Source organism: Pseudobutyrivibrio sp. 49, from assembly GCF_900100545.1.
GTDB lineage: Bacteria > Bacillota > Clostridia > Lachnospirales > Lachnospiraceae > Pseudobutyrivibrio.
On record NZ_FNDP01000008.1, the window covers coordinates 101,441 to 117,259 of the forward strand.

The 15,819-nt window shown below is 39.9% G+C and carries 15 protein-coding genes; all 15 read right to left on the reverse strand.

Annotation, left to right across the window (positions count from 1 at the left end):
• The 15 genes from BLP54_RS08860 to BLP54_RS08930 all read right to left on the reverse strand — a co-directional run bounded on the left by BLP54_RS08860 (position 1) and on the right by BLP54_RS08930 (position 15,804).
• Positions 1-873, reverse strand: a complete 873-nt coding sequence (locus tag BLP54_RS08860) for a 4Fe-4S binding protein (RefSeq protein WP_090168914.1) — start codon at positions 871-873, stop codon at positions 1-3.
• A gap of 2 nt (positions 874-875) precedes the next feature.
• Entirely contained in the window at positions 876-2,102 is a 1,227-nt protein-coding gene (locus BLP54_RS08865; protein WP_090168916.1) for an O-acetylhomoserine aminocarboxypropyltransferase/cysteine synthase family protein, read from the reverse strand.
• A gap of 151 nt (positions 2,103-2,253) precedes the next feature.
• Entirely contained in the window at positions 2,254-3,195 is a 942-nt protein-coding gene (locus tag BLP54_RS08870; RefSeq protein ID WP_090168918.1) for a LysR family transcriptional regulator, read from the reverse strand.
• A 24-nt stretch (positions 3,196-3,219) separates the two neighbouring features.
• Positions 3,220-3,990 (reverse strand): tRNA threonylcarbamoyladenosine dehydratase, encoded by a 771-nt coding sequence (locus BLP54_RS08875; RefSeq protein ID WP_028246455.1) that lies wholly within the window; start codon positions 3,988-3,990, stop codon positions 3,220-3,222.
• Positions 3,991-4,077: 87 nt separating this feature from the next.
• A complete protein-coding gene (gene hemL / locus BLP54_RS08880) occupies positions 4,078-5,331 on the reverse strand; it encodes a glutamate-1-semialdehyde 2,1-aminomutase (RefSeq protein WP_090168920.1) in 1,254 nt (417 codons plus the stop codon).
• A 2-nt stretch (positions 5,332-5,333) separates the two neighbouring features.
• Positions 5,334-6,305 carry a porphobilinogen synthase gene (gene hemB, locus BLP54_RS08885; protein WP_090168922.1) on the reverse strand — a complete coding sequence of 324 codons (972 nt, stop codon included), beginning with the start codon at positions 6,303-6,305 and terminating at the stop codon, positions 5,334-5,336.
• A gap of 23 nt (positions 6,306-6,328) precedes the next feature.
• Positions 6,329-7,468 carry a glutamyl-tRNA reductase gene (hemA, locus tag BLP54_RS08890; RefSeq protein WP_090168923.1) on the reverse strand — a complete coding sequence of 380 codons (1,140 nt, stop codon included), beginning with the start codon at positions 7,466-7,468 and terminating at the stop codon, positions 6,329-6,331.
• 57 nt (positions 7,469-7,525) lie between these two features.
• Entirely contained in the window at positions 7,526-8,488 is a 963-nt protein-coding gene (gene epsC / locus BLP54_RS08895; RefSeq protein ID WP_090168925.1) for a serine O-acetyltransferase EpsC, read from the reverse strand.
• A 19-nt stretch (positions 8,489-8,507) separates the two neighbouring features.
• Positions 8,508-10,106, reverse strand: a complete 1,599-nt coding sequence (locus tag BLP54_RS08900) for a cysteine desulfurase (RefSeq protein WP_090168927.1) — start codon at positions 10,104-10,106, stop codon at positions 8,508-8,510.
• Positions 10,093-11,052 (reverse strand): family 2A encapsulin nanocompartment shell protein, encoded by a 960-nt coding sequence (locus tag BLP54_RS08905; RefSeq protein ID WP_028246449.1) that lies wholly within the window; start codon positions 11,050-11,052, stop codon positions 10,093-10,095. Before BLP54_RS08905 ends, BLP54_RS08900 begins: the two co-directional genes overlap by 14 nt.
• A gap of 69 nt (positions 11,053-11,121) precedes the next feature.
• Entirely contained in the window at positions 11,122-12,579 is a 1,458-nt protein-coding gene (gene moeB, locus BLP54_RS08910) for a molybdopterin-synthase adenylyltransferase MoeB (RefSeq protein ID WP_090168929.1), read from the reverse strand.
• Positions 12,580-12,597: 18 nt separating this feature from the next.
• Entirely contained in the window at positions 12,598-13,014 is a 417-nt protein-coding gene (locus BLP54_RS08915) for a M67 family metallopeptidase (protein ID WP_051194727.1), read from the reverse strand.
• Positions 13,015-13,172: 158 nt separating this feature from the next.
• Positions 13,173-13,460, reverse strand: coding sequence for a hypothetical protein (locus BLP54_RS08920; RefSeq protein ID WP_090161113.1), 288 nt, complete (start codon positions 13,458-13,460; stop codon positions 13,173-13,175).
• 14 nt (positions 13,461-13,474) lie between these two features.
• Positions 13,475-14,851 carry a YeiH family protein gene (locus BLP54_RS08925; protein ID WP_090161111.1) on the reverse strand — a complete coding sequence of 459 codons (1,377 nt, stop codon included), beginning with the start codon at positions 14,849-14,851 and terminating at the stop codon, positions 13,475-13,477.
• Between the two features lie 164 nt (positions 14,852-15,015).
• Positions 15,016-15,804, reverse strand: a complete 789-nt coding sequence (locus BLP54_RS08930) for an ABC transporter ATP-binding protein (protein ID WP_090161109.1) — start codon at positions 15,802-15,804, stop codon at positions 15,016-15,018.
• Positions 15,805-15,819: the final 15 nt, after the last annotated feature.

The window sequence follows — 15,819 nt, forward strand, 5'->3', positions numbered from 1 at the left end:
TTAGTTACCTCCTTGGTATGCTTTATTTACAACTTCTCTTAATCCCTCATCTCCAAGTCTCTGAAGTGTTGCGCGGAAGCGCTCACTTGGATTTGCGTTAGCCTCGAAGTATTCGATAGCTGCATCTGTTACTCTAAAAAGTGTCTCCTTATCACGGATAATTGGGACAAGCTCCTCGGCTTTGTAAATCTTATTTCCAAAGGTTCCACCGAAGGATACGATATATCCTGGGGCGCCTTCCCATGCATCAGTAGGACAGCTCTTTACACATCGTGCACAGTTGTTACACTTTGTTCTGTCGATTTCTACCTTGCCATCTGTCATTGTAAGAGCTTTTTCTCTACAAGCCTTTACGCAGACACCGCATGAAATACATGCATCCTCTTTATACTCAACTGTCATACCGCCCTTAATTCCGACATCGTTTTCCTCCGCCTTAAGGCAGTTGTTCTGACATCCAGTTACACCAAACTTAAACTTGTGTGGAAGCTCTCTACCGAAATATCTTGCGTCAAGTTCCTTTGCAAGAGTGTATGTATCAATACATCCACTAGGACAAATCTCTGAACCCTGACAAGCTGTGATAGTACGTACTCTAGGTCCGCATACACCGGTACCAACTCCGCCTTCCTTAAGTTCATCCTTTACCTTCTGAAGATCATTTACATGGATAAATGGAATCTCAATTCCCTGACGAGATGTCATATGAACATATCCATGACCATATTTCTCTGCTACCTCAGCAACAGTCTTGATTGCCTTTGCATCAAGGTTGCCTCCGATAACCTGTAATCTGAGGGAACCATATCCCTTTTGTACCTGCTTCATGAAGCCGCCAGCCTTCAGAGCCTTGTAATCAATTGCTTCTGCCATCATTATTCTCCTTTTAATGCATTTCTAAAATCTTCTATCAAGTCATCAACGTCTTCGATTCCTACGGATATACGAATTAAATCATCGTATACACCTGCATCTTCCAGCTCCTGTGGAGTACTGTGAAGAGAAATCGTTGAAGCTGGATGAACTACCAGTGTTTTTGTATCTCCTATATTTGAAAGGATATATGGAATCGTCAGCTTATTCATTATCTGGAAGGCTCTTTCTTTAGAACCCACTCTAATAGTAAGAATCGCTCCATATCCATTCTTCAATTGTCCTTCTGCTATATCATGCCATTTGCTGGACTTTAGTCCCGGGTAATTTACTGTGATGTCTGGATATGTTTCCTCAAGCCATGTTGCAAGAGCTAAGGCATTGCTGCATTGTCTATCCATTCTAAGACCAAGTGTCTCCAGTCCAATCACATTCAGATATGCGTTGAATGGTGACAGGCATGTACCCATATTTCTGAATAAACCGCTACGCATCTTTGCTATATAAGCCATAGGGCCAAACTTTACATAGTCTCCAAGTACTGGATACTTTTCCCTTGTCCATTTGAAATGTCCGCTGTCTGTTAATACACCGCTGATTGAATTGCTGCTTCCATTTATATATTTTGAAGAAGAATTCACTACTATGTCAGCACCAAGCTCAATTGCTTTTATTAAATAAGGAGTAGCTGTTGTATTATCAACAATAAGTGGAACTCCATGTGTGTGAGCGATTTCTGCAAGTTTTTTGATGTCTGTTACGTCCAAACAGGGATTGCCGATGGTCTCTGCAAATACCACCTTGGTACGTTCATTGAAAGCAGCTTCTATTTGCTCTAGGTCGTTGTTTCGCACATAATTTGTTTTTATTCCAAATGCTTCTATGTCACGGAACAAATCAATTGTTCCGCCATAAAGACTGGCACTTGAAATTATTTCATCTCCAGCCTGTAAAATATTCAGCAAAGCATTTGATAAAGCTGCCATCCCTGAAGAACAGGCAACTGATCCTATTCCCCCCTCAAGCTTTGTAATCCTGTTTTCAAAAGCTGTGATAGTAGGATTTGCAACTCTGGTGTAACAATAGCCCATCTTCTTATTCTCGAAGATTCCTGCCAAATCCTCTGCAGTTTCCTGATCAAAGGCACTACTTTGATATATAGGAGGAAGTGTTGCTCCGTTTGTCTCTCTTGTTACTCCTTCATGGAGTAATCTAGTATTAAATCTCATACAGGCGTTCTCCCTTTTATTACTCTAATAACCAATTACCTACTAGGTTGATAGGATATTATCAAATAAAAAGAACCAGGTCAATAAACCTGGTTCAACATTAATCTTATAGCTGGTTATTAATGAAATTTATAGCAACGTATTTACGATATTATTCCTCATAAATTACCGATTTATCTATCTGATCAAGAGCTTTCTCCATCTCCTCCAGATACTGCTCCCCTATCTTACTCATAACAGCATTTTTCTTTGTGATATATCCGATTTCCATAACACTGTTTGGATTCTCTTCATCTCCACGGAATGGAACAACAATATAGCCATCACCATTGTAATCACCGTAAATGATACCAGAGCATAACGTATATCCGTTAAGAGCCTTAACAAGATTAAGCATGGTAGAACGGTCTGTAACACGAAGTGTCTTAGGATAGAAATTCTCGCTAAGGATTTCCTCTGCAAGGAACTCACTGTTGTCACCCTGCTCGAAGAACATACATGGGTAATCTTCCAAATCCTCCATGGTAATATATTCTTGATTTGCAAGAGGATGATCCTTCCACAGGTAAACAAAAGCCTTACATTTTATAAGGGGATGGAACTCCAGGGCATGCTCAGTGAATAGTCTATTCATAGCCTTGCGGTTGAGCTCGTTGATATAAAGGACTCCTATCTCACTCTTAAGTGTGCTGACATCCTTAATGATGTCCATGGTGGTAGTCTCGCGAAGAGCGAAATCGAACTCGTTCATATCATATTGCTTTGCCATATCAACAAAAGCACGTACGGCAAAGGTGTAATGCTGTGTGGAAACACCGAACTTTCTCTTGTAATTTCCTTCTCCGCTGTACTTCTGCATAACGATATCGTATTGACGATAAAAGCCCCTGATATCCTCTAAAAATTCTGCTCCCTCAGGAGTGACAATTACGCCCTTGTTTGTTCGCATGAAAATGGTGATTCCGACCTCATTTTCAAGCTCCTGAATGGCGCTTGTAAGTGTAGGCTGAACAATATAAAGCTTTTCAGCCGCCTTATTCATTGAACCGCATTCCTGAATCGTTAGTGCATATAAAACCTGCTGAAGTGTCATTTTCTTCTCCCTTTAATTCTAAGTTTATAAACCTCTACCAAAACCGTCAGATAAATCTTTTATAACCTCGCTGGCAAGCACAAGCCCTGCCACAGCAGGTGTAAATGCAATAGAACCTGGAATGTCCCTGCGCTCTGTACATTTATGCTCTGCACCTGGTGGACAGATACAATTTGTCCTACAGCTGATAGCCATATCCTCTATTGGACGTGTAGGCTTCTCGTCTGAGAATACAACCTTGAGATTCTTAACACCGCGCTTTTTCATCTCACGACGCATAACCTTTGCCAGAGGACACATGGTAGTCTTGTAAATATCAGCCACCCTGAAACGGCTAGGATCAAGCTTATTACCTGCGCCCATGCAACTAATAACAGGAACATCATCCTGCTTACATCTCATAATAATCTCAATCTTTGCTGTGACAGTATCAACAGCATCTACAACATAATCATATGATTTAAAATCAAAATCATCAGCATTCTCAGGAAGGAAGAAGCACTTGTGAACAGTGATATCAGCCTTTGGGTTGATATCAAGCATACGCTCCTTCATAACATCAACCTTATGCTTTCCTACTGTAGAACGGGTAGCTATAATCTGACGATTGAGGTTTGTGAGACAAACCTTATCATCATCAATCAAATCAAAATGGCCAACGCCTGTACGAACCAAGGCCTCACACACATATCCGCCAACTCCACCTATACCAAAGATGGCAACTCTCTTATTCTGTAACTGCTCCATGGCATCCTTACCAAGAAGCAATTCTGTTCTCGAAAACTGATTTAACATAAATACCTCTAAACATATGAATAAAGCAGATGATATTCACCATCTGCTTATTCTCCTACTAACTCACTAGGTTTTATTTTATTTGGTTTATAAGACTTTGTCAATCGCTGACAATGTTTTTTCCAAATCTTCTTCAGTGTGAGCATCAGAGATGAACATTGCCTCAAACTGACTAGGCGCCACATAAATTCCCTCAGCCACCATGCCTCTAAAATACTGGGCGAATTTTTCTGTGTCACATTTAAGTACATCAGCGTAGCTTTCCACTGAACCATCTGTAAAGAATGGAGAAAGCAGTGAACCTACACGATTGACACTAATGCCCTTTTTCTTATAAGCCTCTTCAAGCTTTGAAGCAAATGCATCAATTCTCTTATAAATATCCTTGTCGGCTTTTAGTACCTTAAGACTTTCGATTCCAGCTGTAACTGCAATAGGATTTCCTGAAAGAGTACCTGCCTGATATACAGCTCCAACAGGTGCCACCATATCCATGATATCCTTCTTACCAACATAGGCTGCAAGAGGCATACCGCCACCTACAATCTTGCCAAAGGTAATCATATCTGGCTGAATTCCAAAGTATTCTGATGCACCGCCGAAAGCCAATCTAAATCCTGTGATAACCTCATCAAAAATAAGAAGTGCATCATTATCCTTTGTAATCTGACGAAGGAACTCTAAAAATCCCTTCTTTGGCGGAACCACACCCATATTTGCGCTGACAGGCTCCACAATAACTGCTGCAATCTCGCCCTTATTGGCCTTAAACAAAGCCTCCACAGAAGCCTCATCATTGTAATTAGCCAAAAGTGTAGTCTGAGTATATCCCTTTGGCACTCCTGCAGAATCAGGTGTGGACTCAGTGAGAAGACCTGAGCCTGCTGTAACAAGGAGTCCATCACTATGTCCGTGATAGTTTCCTCTGAATTTTATAATCTTATCCTTGCCTGTGTAGCCTCTTGCAACTCTGATGGCACTCATGACAGCCTCTGTTCCAGAATTTACAAGACGAACCTTATCCATAAAGGGAACAGCCTCTAATATAAGCTTTGCAAGTACTGTTTCCTTCTGAGTAGGCGCTCCGTAAGAAAGTCCATTATCACAGGCTGCTTTTACAGCGTCGATAACAGGCTGATAGGCATGACCTAAAATCATAGGTCCCCATGAACATACATAATCTACATATTCATTTCCATCTACATCAAATATGTGACTACCCTTTGCATGGTCTATAAAAAGTGGATCCTGTCCCACTGATCTAAAAGCTCTTACAGGGGAATTTACTCCACCAGGAATATGTTGCTTTGCATCCTCAAAAAAATCATGTGACACACTCATTATTAAACGTCCTCTTCCTCTAAAAATCTGGCTACATCAAGTGCATGATAGGTGATGATTCTGTCTGCACCAGCTCGCTTCATAGCAATCATATTTTCAAGAACAATTCTCTTTTCATCTATCCAGCCATTGGCAGCTGCGGCCTTTACCATAGAATATTCGCCGCTGACATTATATGTGATGAAAGGCACATCAAAGCACTCTCTTGCTTCCTTCATAATATCAAGATAAGCAAGAGCCGGCTTTACGATAATCATGTCTGCACCTTCCTCTAAATCATCCTCTATTTCTCTCATGGCTTCTCTGCCATTTGCAGGGTCCATCTGATAAGATTTTCTGTCACCAAAATGAGGTGCAGAACCTGCTGCATCTCTAAATGGTCCATAGTATCCAGAAGCAAACTTTGCACTGTAGCTAAGGATTGGCGTATTGATAAAGCCAGCCTCATCAAGAGCCTCTCTGAGAGCTGCCACTCTTCCATCCATCATATCTGATGGTGCCACAATATCTGCTCCAGCCTTTGCCATTGAAACTGCCATCTTCGCAAGCAAAGGAAGTGTCTCATCATTTAAAATATGTCCCTCGCAAACAAGACCACAGTGACCATGGCTTGTATATTCGCAAAGACAAACATCCGCAATTACGATAAGACCAGGATAGTTTTCCTTAATGTGTCTCACACACTGCTGTGTAATTCCATTGTCGTCATAAGCGCCGCTTCCCTTTTCATCCTTATGCTCTGGAATTCCAAAAAGAAGGATGGCAGGAATCTTTGCTGCCACAACTTTATCCAATTCTTCAGCTATTCTATCAAGGGAATACTGATAGATGTTTGGCATTGAAGGAACTACATTTTTAATATTGTTTCCTTCAATTACAAATAATGGATAAATCAAATCCTTTACTGATACTTCATTTTCCCTGACAAAGCTTCTCATCTGGGGTGTCTGTCTTAATCTTCTAAATCTTCTCATAATCCTTCTCTCTAATCTATTTATTAAGCTCCTGTCATCTGTGTTACCACATTTACGAAGCTTGAAAATTCTTCTGCCGTGGCAATTTCCTTGTATTTAAAAAGGAAATGCTGAAAATCTCCACTTGGAGAGTTCTTTATAGCTTTTAGCTTTTCCCTGTTATCGTGGAAGATCAGATCCTTAAGCAAATCATTAATCTCTTCCTCAATAATAAGCTCTCCGCTTTCTTTTTCCTGAAGCTTTATGGAATTATTTTCCTTTGCTATAGCTTCAAAATCATCTATTGTAATAAGCTGGCTTTTGCCAAGCTTTAATATGTCTTCGTCAATATCCTTTGGAACAGCCAAATCTATAAACAGTCTGTCCCTTTCTTCCATGTGAATATCCACAAGTTTCCCGTATGTAATGGTATAATGTGGACTCTTTGTAGCTGATACTACCACATCCATATCATTAATGTATTTATATCTATCCTCATAAGGTATCGTATTTACGTTTTTAGAATCTATCTGATGAATATGCTTAGTTACATAAATCTCACAATCCCCGTAGGACAAAAGATTTTTAAAGACCTTGTTACCTGTGTCTCCTGTGGCACCGATAATCATGACCTTTTTATTATCATGGGCAAAATTATGAATTTTTGTAGCGGCAAGGGATGCAACTGAAACAGATGATTTTGATAGCTTTGTCTCTGTTTTAATTCTTTTAGCACATGCGATAGCGCTCTGAAAAACAGTGTTTAATTCAAAGCCAGTGAGGCCCTCCTCCATGGAATAGAAATAGGCATTCTTTATCTGTCTAAGAATTTCATCTTCACCTAAAACCATAGACTCGAAGCCTGCTGCGACATGAAACAGATGATTCACCGCACCATTTCCATCAAAGAACAAAACATTTTGTTTTAATTCTTCCACAGAAATGCCTGCAAGCTCAGCCCAAACAGGAAGCAGCTTTGTGGCTTTTCCCACTCCATAGACCTCACATCTGTTGCAGGTATTTACATAAACGCATTCTTTTATGCATACCTCAGCAAGTCTACGAAAAAACTCCTTTGTTTTGTCTTCATCAAAAGCAAAACTCTGTCTAAATTCAGTAGATGCTGTTTTATGATTTACTGAAACTACAAACATAACACTTATCGCCCTTTCATTGCCCATCATTATATATTATCTCTATAACAGAGCCAACTATAAATTGACTTATAGTTGGCTCCATAATTATATGATGTAATACCACTCCTCTGATTGATGCAACTCTTCTGTCGCTATCGTATTGTCGGATGTCCGATACTCCATCTCCAAATTTTTCATGCTCACTATAGTATTAGGATTGATTGAGCTGGTAATAAATGCGTTACCACCTATTACAGCATTCTCTCCTATTATAGTATTACCTCCTAATATGGAAGCTCCTGCATATATAGTGACATTGTCACAAATGGTAGGATGTCTCTTCTTTCCAGAAAGCTTTTGACCACCTCTGGTAGAAAGAGCTCCTATGGTAACTCCCTGATAGATCTTTACATTTTTTCCTATAATCGCCGTCTCACCAATAACAATACCTGTTCCGTGATCTATAAAGAAATTTTTATCAATAGTGGCACCAGGATGAATATCAATACCAGTTTTTGAATGAGCAAGCTCTGTCATCATACGTGGCAATACTGGCACCTGCTCAACATAAAGCTCGTGGGCAATTCTATAAACTGTACTAGCTATCAGACCAGGATAAGCAAGAATAATTTCCTCAAAACAACCTGCAGCAGGGTCGCCGTCGTAAGCAGCCAGCAAATCGCTTTCTATGTATTCGCGAATCTTTGGTATTCTACCAAAAAAAGCTTTACAGATTCTGTAGCTTTCCTTTCTTCTGTCATCTTCTGTCATAGTGCCTCGTTTTTTACAGAAATCCAATGCCAGAAAGACCTGCTTGTTCATATGATAAAAAGTATCCTCGATAATGACAGCATAGCTATTGCTAGGATTGTATATTTTGAATGACTTATCTCTGAAATAGCCAGGATAAACTATTTTGAAAAGGTTTTTCACCAATTCCTGCACTTCCCTTTTATCCGGCTTATTAAAGATATCAACAGCATCAATATTTTTTCGACCGTCAAAATCCGCAAGGATATCTTTTACAATCACATCTATTTCCTGTTGTTCTTTAACTAGTGTGCTCACTATGTCCCCTTTCTACATTTTAAGCAAATGTTTTTAATACTCTTACAAGAGCATCAATATCATCTGGTGAATTATAAAGTGCTAATGTAGGACGAACTGAACTCTCATATCCAAAATGTCTAAGCACTGGCTGTGCACAGTGATGTCCTGTTCTTACTGCAATACCATAGCTGTTAAGTCTGTTTCCTACCTCTTCATCTGAGTAGCCATCTAATTTGAATGAAAGAACTGATGCTTTATTAAGGGCTGTTCCAATAAGGTGCAACCCCTTTACTGTCTTCATTTCCTTCATGGCATACTGTAAAAGCTCGTGCTCCCATCGGTATACACATGGCATTCCAATCTCAGAAAGATATGAAAGTGCTGCGCCAAGACCTACCGCATCTGCGATACTTCCTGTTCCTGCCTCAAACTTGTTTGGAGCTGGATTGTAAATAGTACGCTCAAAAGTAACATCCTTAATCATGTTGCCACCGCCATGATATGGTCTGGCAGCATCCAACAGCTCCTTCTTTCCATAGACAACACCGATTCCTGTAGGTGCAAATACTTTGTGTCCAGAGAACACGAAGAAATCAGCATCAAGAGCTGTGACGCTCACTGGAATGTGAGCAATTGACTGAGCTCCATCAATAAGTATTCTCACCCCGTGTCTGTGGGCAATAGCAATAAGCTCTGCAACTGGTGTAACTGTACCAAGTACATTTGATACATGAGCTACTGAGACAAACTTGGTCTTCTTTGTAAACAGCTTCTCATATTCATCTAGCTTCAGCTGGCCTGATTCATCAACAGGAATGACCTTAAGTACTGCACCTGTCTCCTGGGCAATAAGCTGCCATGGAACAATATTTGCATGATGCTCAAGGATAGAAACGATAATCTCATCTCCTGGCTCAAGTGTAGGCTTTACATATGCGTTTGCAACAAGGTTAATAGCCTCTGTTGTGCCTCTGACAAATACGATTTCATCAGATGAGCCTGCACCGATAAAGTCTCTTACAATATCTCTTGCATTCTCATATGCATCTGTAGAGCGGGCTGCCAAAGTATGAGCTCCTCTGTGAACATTTGAGTTCTCATGCTCATAGTAATATGAGATTCTGTCGATTACCTGCTGTGGTCTCTGTGTAGTTGCACCATTATCAAGCCATACCAACTGACGACCATTAATCTGCTCTGAAAGAATTGGGAAATCACTTCTTATCTGGGCAAGAGTCTTAGAGCCAATTCTTATGGACTCATCTCTTGAAGTATAAGAAATATATTCCTCACTTTCTTTTTTCACCTGGTCTCCACCAAGTGATGTAGGCACATCAATAGCCCTGCTTTGCTCGTCAGCCTGAGTCTGAGACAGTACCTGTGGAGCATATCCGGAAGTTTCTAGAGTTGCTGTAGGCACTTCTGGAATAGCAGACACTTCTGGGATAGCTGGAATCTCAGGGACATTTGCATAAGGCAAAATGATATCCTGACTTCCGCCATAGATTGTCTGTTCTGGAACCTCTGGTGCTTCTGGCTCTGCTATGCTGCCTGTCAAATCAGGGAACAATTGATTAGCAAGTGCTGTCAGTTCTGCTGCACTTGGAACCCCTGCAAGATTCTCAATCGTAGTCATAATACTCACCTACCTCTACATCTTCCAATACTGCAATAGCGTCATCTGCAAGAATTGCTGCTGAGCAGTATAAAGACAAGAGATATGATGCTACACCCTTATCATCGATTCCTCTAAAACGAACAGATAAGCCTCTTGAGTGCTCATTCTTAAGACCAGCCTGGAATAATCCAACTACACCACGCTTTGCCTCACCTGTACGAATTAGTAAGATGTTAGTCTTACCGCTCTGTGACTTTGGATTCTTAAGACCATCAACCAAAAGCTTGTCGGTTGGGATAATTGGAATACCTCTCCATGCTAAGAATGTTCCTCCAGCAAGATTTACAGTTACAGGTGGAACACCTCTCTTTGTACACTCTCTTTCGAAAGCTGCAATTGCACGTGGGTGTGCAAGGAAGAATGAAGGCTCCTTCCATACCTTTGTGATGAGCTCATCAAGGTCATCTGGTGTTGGAGCACCATTTCTTGTCTGGATTCTCTGAGAATCTGGAACGTTCTTAAGAAGACCATAATCATCGTTGTTGATTAACTGGCTTTCCTGACGCTCTCTTAAAGACTCGATTGCAAGTGAAAGCTGCTCCTGAACCTGATCATAGGGTGCGCTGTAAACATCTTCGATTACAGTGTTTACGTTAATGATTGTTGAGATTGAATTTAATCTGTACTCTCTTGGTGAAGTCTCATACTCAACATAACCATCAGGGATAATGTCAGATTTCTTTGTCTGACTGCAGAGAACATCAAGTGGGGTCTCACCTTCCACTACCTTGTTAACTCTGTAGATACCTGTCTCCAATCCCTTGAATTCCAAAAACTTTGTAAGCCACTTAGGTGTGATAGCACCAAACTGAGGCTTAGTCTTTGTGACATTCGCAAGATTGTAGGCAGCCTGGGCACCAAGAGCATTGATGCCTTCAGTCTTTTCTACTGCTTCTTTTGCCATTTTTCTTATCCTCCTTAAAAAAAATAATATGGGGTTTTATTTAGAAACGCCATTTGGCGGTTTCTATCCTTATAACCACGCACCTTCATGAGAGAATATAATATCTTTCATTGCATCTAATCCTCCCTTAAGATTGTACATAGGTCCTTCATAGCCAGCTTCCCTAAGGGTTCTGATTGCAAGTTCGCTTCGCTTGCCCTGTTTACAAATAAATATCGTGTCTACATTAGGATTCAGCTCATTCTTTCTTCTTGCCAGCTGTCCAATTGGAATTACTACTGCATTAGGAAATCTAAGCACTGCTCTTTCATGAGGCTCTCTTACATCAACAAATGTAATTGGTTCCTCTTCCTCAATTCTTCTAGCAAGCTCCTCTGGTTCAATGCTTTCGATTGGCTCCTCATCCTCATCAACCCTAAGTCCGCAGAAGTCTTCATAGTCGAAATCTTCCACATCAGTGATAGTTGGTGAATAACCACAGAGTGGACAGTCGTGATTCTTATCTACATGTAGAATTCTTGAATGAAGATAGAGGCTATCTACCACCAAAAGCTTTCCATCCAAATGCTCACCAATTCCTATAATTAGTTTCAAGGCCTCATTGGCCTGAATACTTCCAATAATTCCACCTAAGGGACTAATTGAGCCTCCCTCTGAACAGGTAGGAACCAGTCCCGGCTCTGGTGGTGCAGGATAAAGACATCTAAGACATGGGCCTCCCTTATAATTGAAGACTCCTACCTGACCTTCATATTGGAAAATTGCACCAAATACAAATGGAATTCCTGCCAAGACGCAGGCGTCATTTATTAAATATCTGGCTTTATAGTTATCTGTACAGTCGATGACAAGATCATATCCATCGATTACAGAGACGATATTATCTGCATCAAGCTGAACATTCTCGTCCTCGAATACAATACTTCTATTAATATTCCTGACCTTATCTCTTGCTGATGCCACCTTTGGTCTCTTTAAATCACGGCTTGTATGAAGCACCTGATTTTGAAGGTTCTCCAACGATACCTCGTCGAAATCCACCACCTTTATAGTTCCAACTCCTGCTGCTGCAAGATACTGAATCACAGGTGAGCCAAGGGCTCCTGCTCCTGCCACAACAACACGGGCAGCCTTAATTCTCTTTTGCCCCTTAACTCCGATTTCACGAAGCATTAAATGCTTACTAAATCGCTCTACCTCTGAATCATCAAAGGCCACTGCCTTTCTTCTGTCGTCTGAAATGATGCTGTCCTCTGGAGCACCACCTGCTATAGCTGGAAGAAGAAGAACTTCCTGTGATGCTTTAATTTTCTTGTTCCAGTTTTCGCTGTGGCTGTAGTTTTCGTCTCCCACATATATCTGTACGAAGCTTCTAAGTTTTCCCGCCTCGTCAAACAATACTTTCTTTGAATCTGGGTACTCATCAGTAAGAAAACCTAAAGCTTCTTTTATGTTGTCAGCTTCCACATTAAGCTGTACGTTTTTGTCGAAAAAATTTCTAAGTGTAGCTGAAATGTAAACTAGCATTATCTTCCCTCCAAGTCTTTATATATGAACCAATACTCTCTCTTCCTTTACGTCTGTAGTCTCTGGCTTTTCTCTTCTATAAGCTCTCATATCTACAACTCCGTTTTTAGTAACAGCAAATATAAGATTTAAAACTCCTGGCACCATATACTCTTTGTCTGAAGTTGAAAGAGTTGCTGTCTTGTTAGGATGTGAGTGATAAAATCCAATAATCTCTTTTTGCTCCTTCTCAACCCTGTAAATTTCCAACGGATTCATAGAGAAAAAGGACTCCCTTTTGTCATTTTCTCTGTTGGTTGCTTCTTTGATATCGTATATACGATTATCATGGAGGTTTCCAATAAGAATCCCACAGGCTTCATTTGGATACGTATTTTCGATATGTTCTGCTAATTTGTTATACGCATCATCTTCAATTACAAATGTTCCACTCATAGGCAATCCCCTTTCTTTTATTTCCTATCTATCCACTAGGTTGATAGGATTATAGGCTCTAGAGCCCGTAAAATCAATACTTCTAGTTCCTAAAGATAATTAGAGCCAGCTATCAACTCAATTGATAGCTGGCTCAATAACTTAGCTAATCACAATAATCACAGCTTTTTCTCCAGCCATGACCATACTTTGTACATGAAAGCTCCCCATATTAAAAACAGTGCAATATGAACCCACATAGGAAACTCCGATTTAAAATGATCCACATTTACATACTTAGAAAACTGAGGGATATCTGCGTAATAATATGCTCCAGCACCAAATTCCAGACTATCTATCAAGCCAAGTCCATTTGCCATGATATAAATAACTAGCGCCAATACTGCAATAATAAATACTACACCAAAAATTCTTTTAACTTTTCCTAAAGTGAATCCATTTTTCATATCTGTTGCTCTCCTTAGTTCAATACTGGAATTGGGAAGAACTTTCCTGAAAGTAATAAATATACTGCAAGGAATGTAAGCACAATGTTAAAAAGCTGTCCTACTATGTAAAGAACAAGTGGCTTTCCTCCCCTGAACTGCTCCTTAATCTCCTTAAAGTTTGTATCAAGACCTATACTTGTAAATGCAAGTACAAATGCCCAGTTCTTATACTGATCAAGAACACCGTTGATTCCTGATACTGATTCCTTTCCTACTGTTGGAAGGAAAATAAATGATGCAATAAGTGATGCTACAAAGAAACCAATAATAAACTTTGGAAGTCTATACCAGATTTCTGCTGCTGTCACATTAGACTTTCCATTCTCTTTCTCTACATGTGTCGAGAAGAAAATTGCTACCGCAAATGCGATAAAGCCAATCAAAATATTCTGAATTGATTTTACCAGCACTGCAGCTGTCTGTGCTGTTTCACCAAGAGCTGTACCTGCAACTGTAACTGCACCTGTGGAATCAATAGTACCACCAATGAGTGCACCGCCCATAAGCTCGCCTAGTCCAAATACTCTGATAAGAACTGGCTCAAATACCATCATAATTACTGTAAAAATGATTGAAATAGATACTGCTAGTGAAAGATCTGTCTTCTTAGCCTTTGATGAAGCACCTGCTGCAATTGCTGCTGAAGTACCGCAGACAGAAGTTGCTGTAGCAAGTGTAATTACAAGTGGCTTGTTATCAATCTTAAGTACCTTTGTACCAAAGAACCACATAAAGATGATTACCACTGGAGTAACAATCCATGCAATACCAAGGCCATAGAGACCAAAATTAATAATATTTGAAAACAAAACTGAGAATCCCATTACTACAAGTCCAGCCTTGATGTAATATTCTGTCTGCACCGCTGGCTTTAACCATTTTGGAACTCCAACTGTATTAGAAATTACAAGTCCAACAATAAGTGCCCAGAACGCCCACTCTAAATATCTGTTAAGTGTATATTCTGCAGATATGAATCTTACGAGGATAGCAAGCAGGAATAATACTGAGTATGCTGGGATATAATCCTTTACTGATTCACCCTTTAGCTTTACACCTGCTGTAAATAATGCTCCTGTAACAAGAAATGTTCTGATGAGTGCCAACCAGAAGCTTCCCTGTGAAAGCTGTTCAAAAACACTTACTCCATTTCCCCAGGTAGCAAACTTTGCTGCTGAAAAATCAAATGCTCCTGTGAGGACTGCTATCGATGCAATAGCGATAAGAATCGCTCCGATCCAAATTGTTAACCAATCTTCCTTTTTCCATAAATCTGAAATCTGAGATTTGCTGGTTGTAACCAACTCATCTTTTTCGATGGAATTTCTTCCTAATGTTATGTCAGCCATATCATTCTCTCCTTCCGTTTTTTATTATAAACTACTTATCTACTAGGTTGGTAGGATTATATGCTATAAACCCTTGTAAAATCAATACTTCTAGCTCCTAAAGAAAATGAGAGCCAGCTATAAAATACTTTTATAGCTGACTCTTTATAATCCGTAAATGCGTATCAAATTACATATTCAACATCCAAAGTTTCTTCATCCGAATCCTCAAATAGATAATCATAAATCTTCTTTTTAACCAGGTTGAAATCTGGACTATTTCTCTTTCTGGCTGCCAAATCCACCTTGATTACATCCTTTACCTCACCTGGACGGGCACTCATAACAACAATTCTGTTCCCCAAAACAATAGCTTCTTCTATGTCATGGGTTACCATAACCATTGTAGTGCCTTCTTCCTTTTGAATTCTAAGAATCTCCTTTTGCATCTGAATACGTGTAAGCGCGTCAAGCGCCCCAAATGGTTCATCTAAAAGCAAAATGGTGGGATTGTTTACAAGTCCTCTGGCTATGGCTGCTCTCTGGCTCATACCTCCTGATAATTGGCTTGGATAACTGTTTTCAAACCCGTGAAGACCTACTAAATCTATATATTTTTGAACCTTCTCATTCTTCTCTTCCTTGCTGAGATTTTTCAATCCAAAACCTACATTACTTTTAATCTTAAGCCAAGGCAACAACCTGTGATCCTGAAAAACCATTCCGCAGTTTGGACCTGGTCCCACAACAGCATGTCCATTTCTCTCTACCGTACCATCCTCATAGGAAACCAGACCACACATCATCTTCAGCAAAGTGCTTTTACCACAACCTGAATGACCTACTATTGTAATAAATTCTCCTTTTTGTATGTTTAGATTAATATCGTTGAGAACCTTCATTGGCTTTTTATCTATGAAGAATTCTTTGTTTAAATGTTCTACCTTAATAATTGTGTTATCCAGTTCTGCCATAATTTTTCTCCAAAT

Coding starts and splice junctions, on each gene's coding strand:
- BLP54_RS08860 (WP_090168914.1), bottom strand. CDS start 873: ATGGCAGAAGCAATTGATTACAAGGCTCTGAAGGCTGGCGGCTTCATG.
- BLP54_RS08865 (WP_090168916.1), bottom strand. CDS start 2,102: ATGAGATTTAATACTAGATTACTCCATGAAGGAGTAACAAGAGAGACA.
- BLP54_RS08870 (WP_090168918.1), bottom strand. CDS start 3,195: ATGACACTTCAGCAGGTTTTATATGCACTAACGATTCAGGAATGCGGT.
- BLP54_RS08875 (WP_028246455.1), bottom strand. CDS start 3,990: ATGTTAAATCAGTTTTCGAGAACAGAATTGCTTCTTGGTAAGGATGCC.
- hemL (WP_090168920.1), bottom strand. CDS start 5,331: ATGAGTGTGTCACATGATTTTTTTGAGGATGCAAAGCAACATATTCCT.
- hemB (WP_090168922.1), bottom strand. CDS start 6,305: ATGAGAAGATTTAGAAGATTAAGACAGACACCCCAGATGAGAAGCTTT.
- hemA (WP_090168923.1), bottom strand. CDS start 7,468: ATGATGGGCAATGAAAGGGCGATAAGTGTTATGTTTGTAGTTTCAGTA.
- BLP54_RS08900 (WP_090168927.1), bottom strand. CDS start 10,106: ATGACTACGATTGAGAATCTTGCAGGGGTTCCAAGTGCAGCAGAACTG.
- BLP54_RS08905 (WP_028246449.1), bottom strand. CDS start 11,052: ATGGCAAAAGAAGCAGTAGAAAAGACTGAAGGCATCAATGCTCTTGGT.
- moeB (WP_090168929.1), bottom strand. CDS start 12,579: ATGCTAGTTTACATTTCAGCTACACTTAGAAATTTTTTCGACAAAAAC.
- BLP54_RS08915 (WP_051194727.1), bottom strand. CDS start 13,014: ATGAGTGGAACATTTGTAATTGAAGATGATGCGTATAACAAATTAGCA.
- BLP54_RS08920 (WP_090161113.1), bottom strand. CDS start 13,460: ATGAAAAATGGATTCACTTTAGGAAAAGTTAAAAGAATTTTTGGTGTA.
- BLP54_RS08925 (WP_090161111.1), bottom strand. CDS start 14,851: ATGGCTGACATAACATTAGGAAGAAATTCCATCGAAAAAGATGAGTTG.
- BLP54_RS08930 (WP_090161109.1), bottom strand. CDS start 15,804: ATGGCAGAACTGGATAACACAATTATTAAGGTAGAACATTTAAACAAA.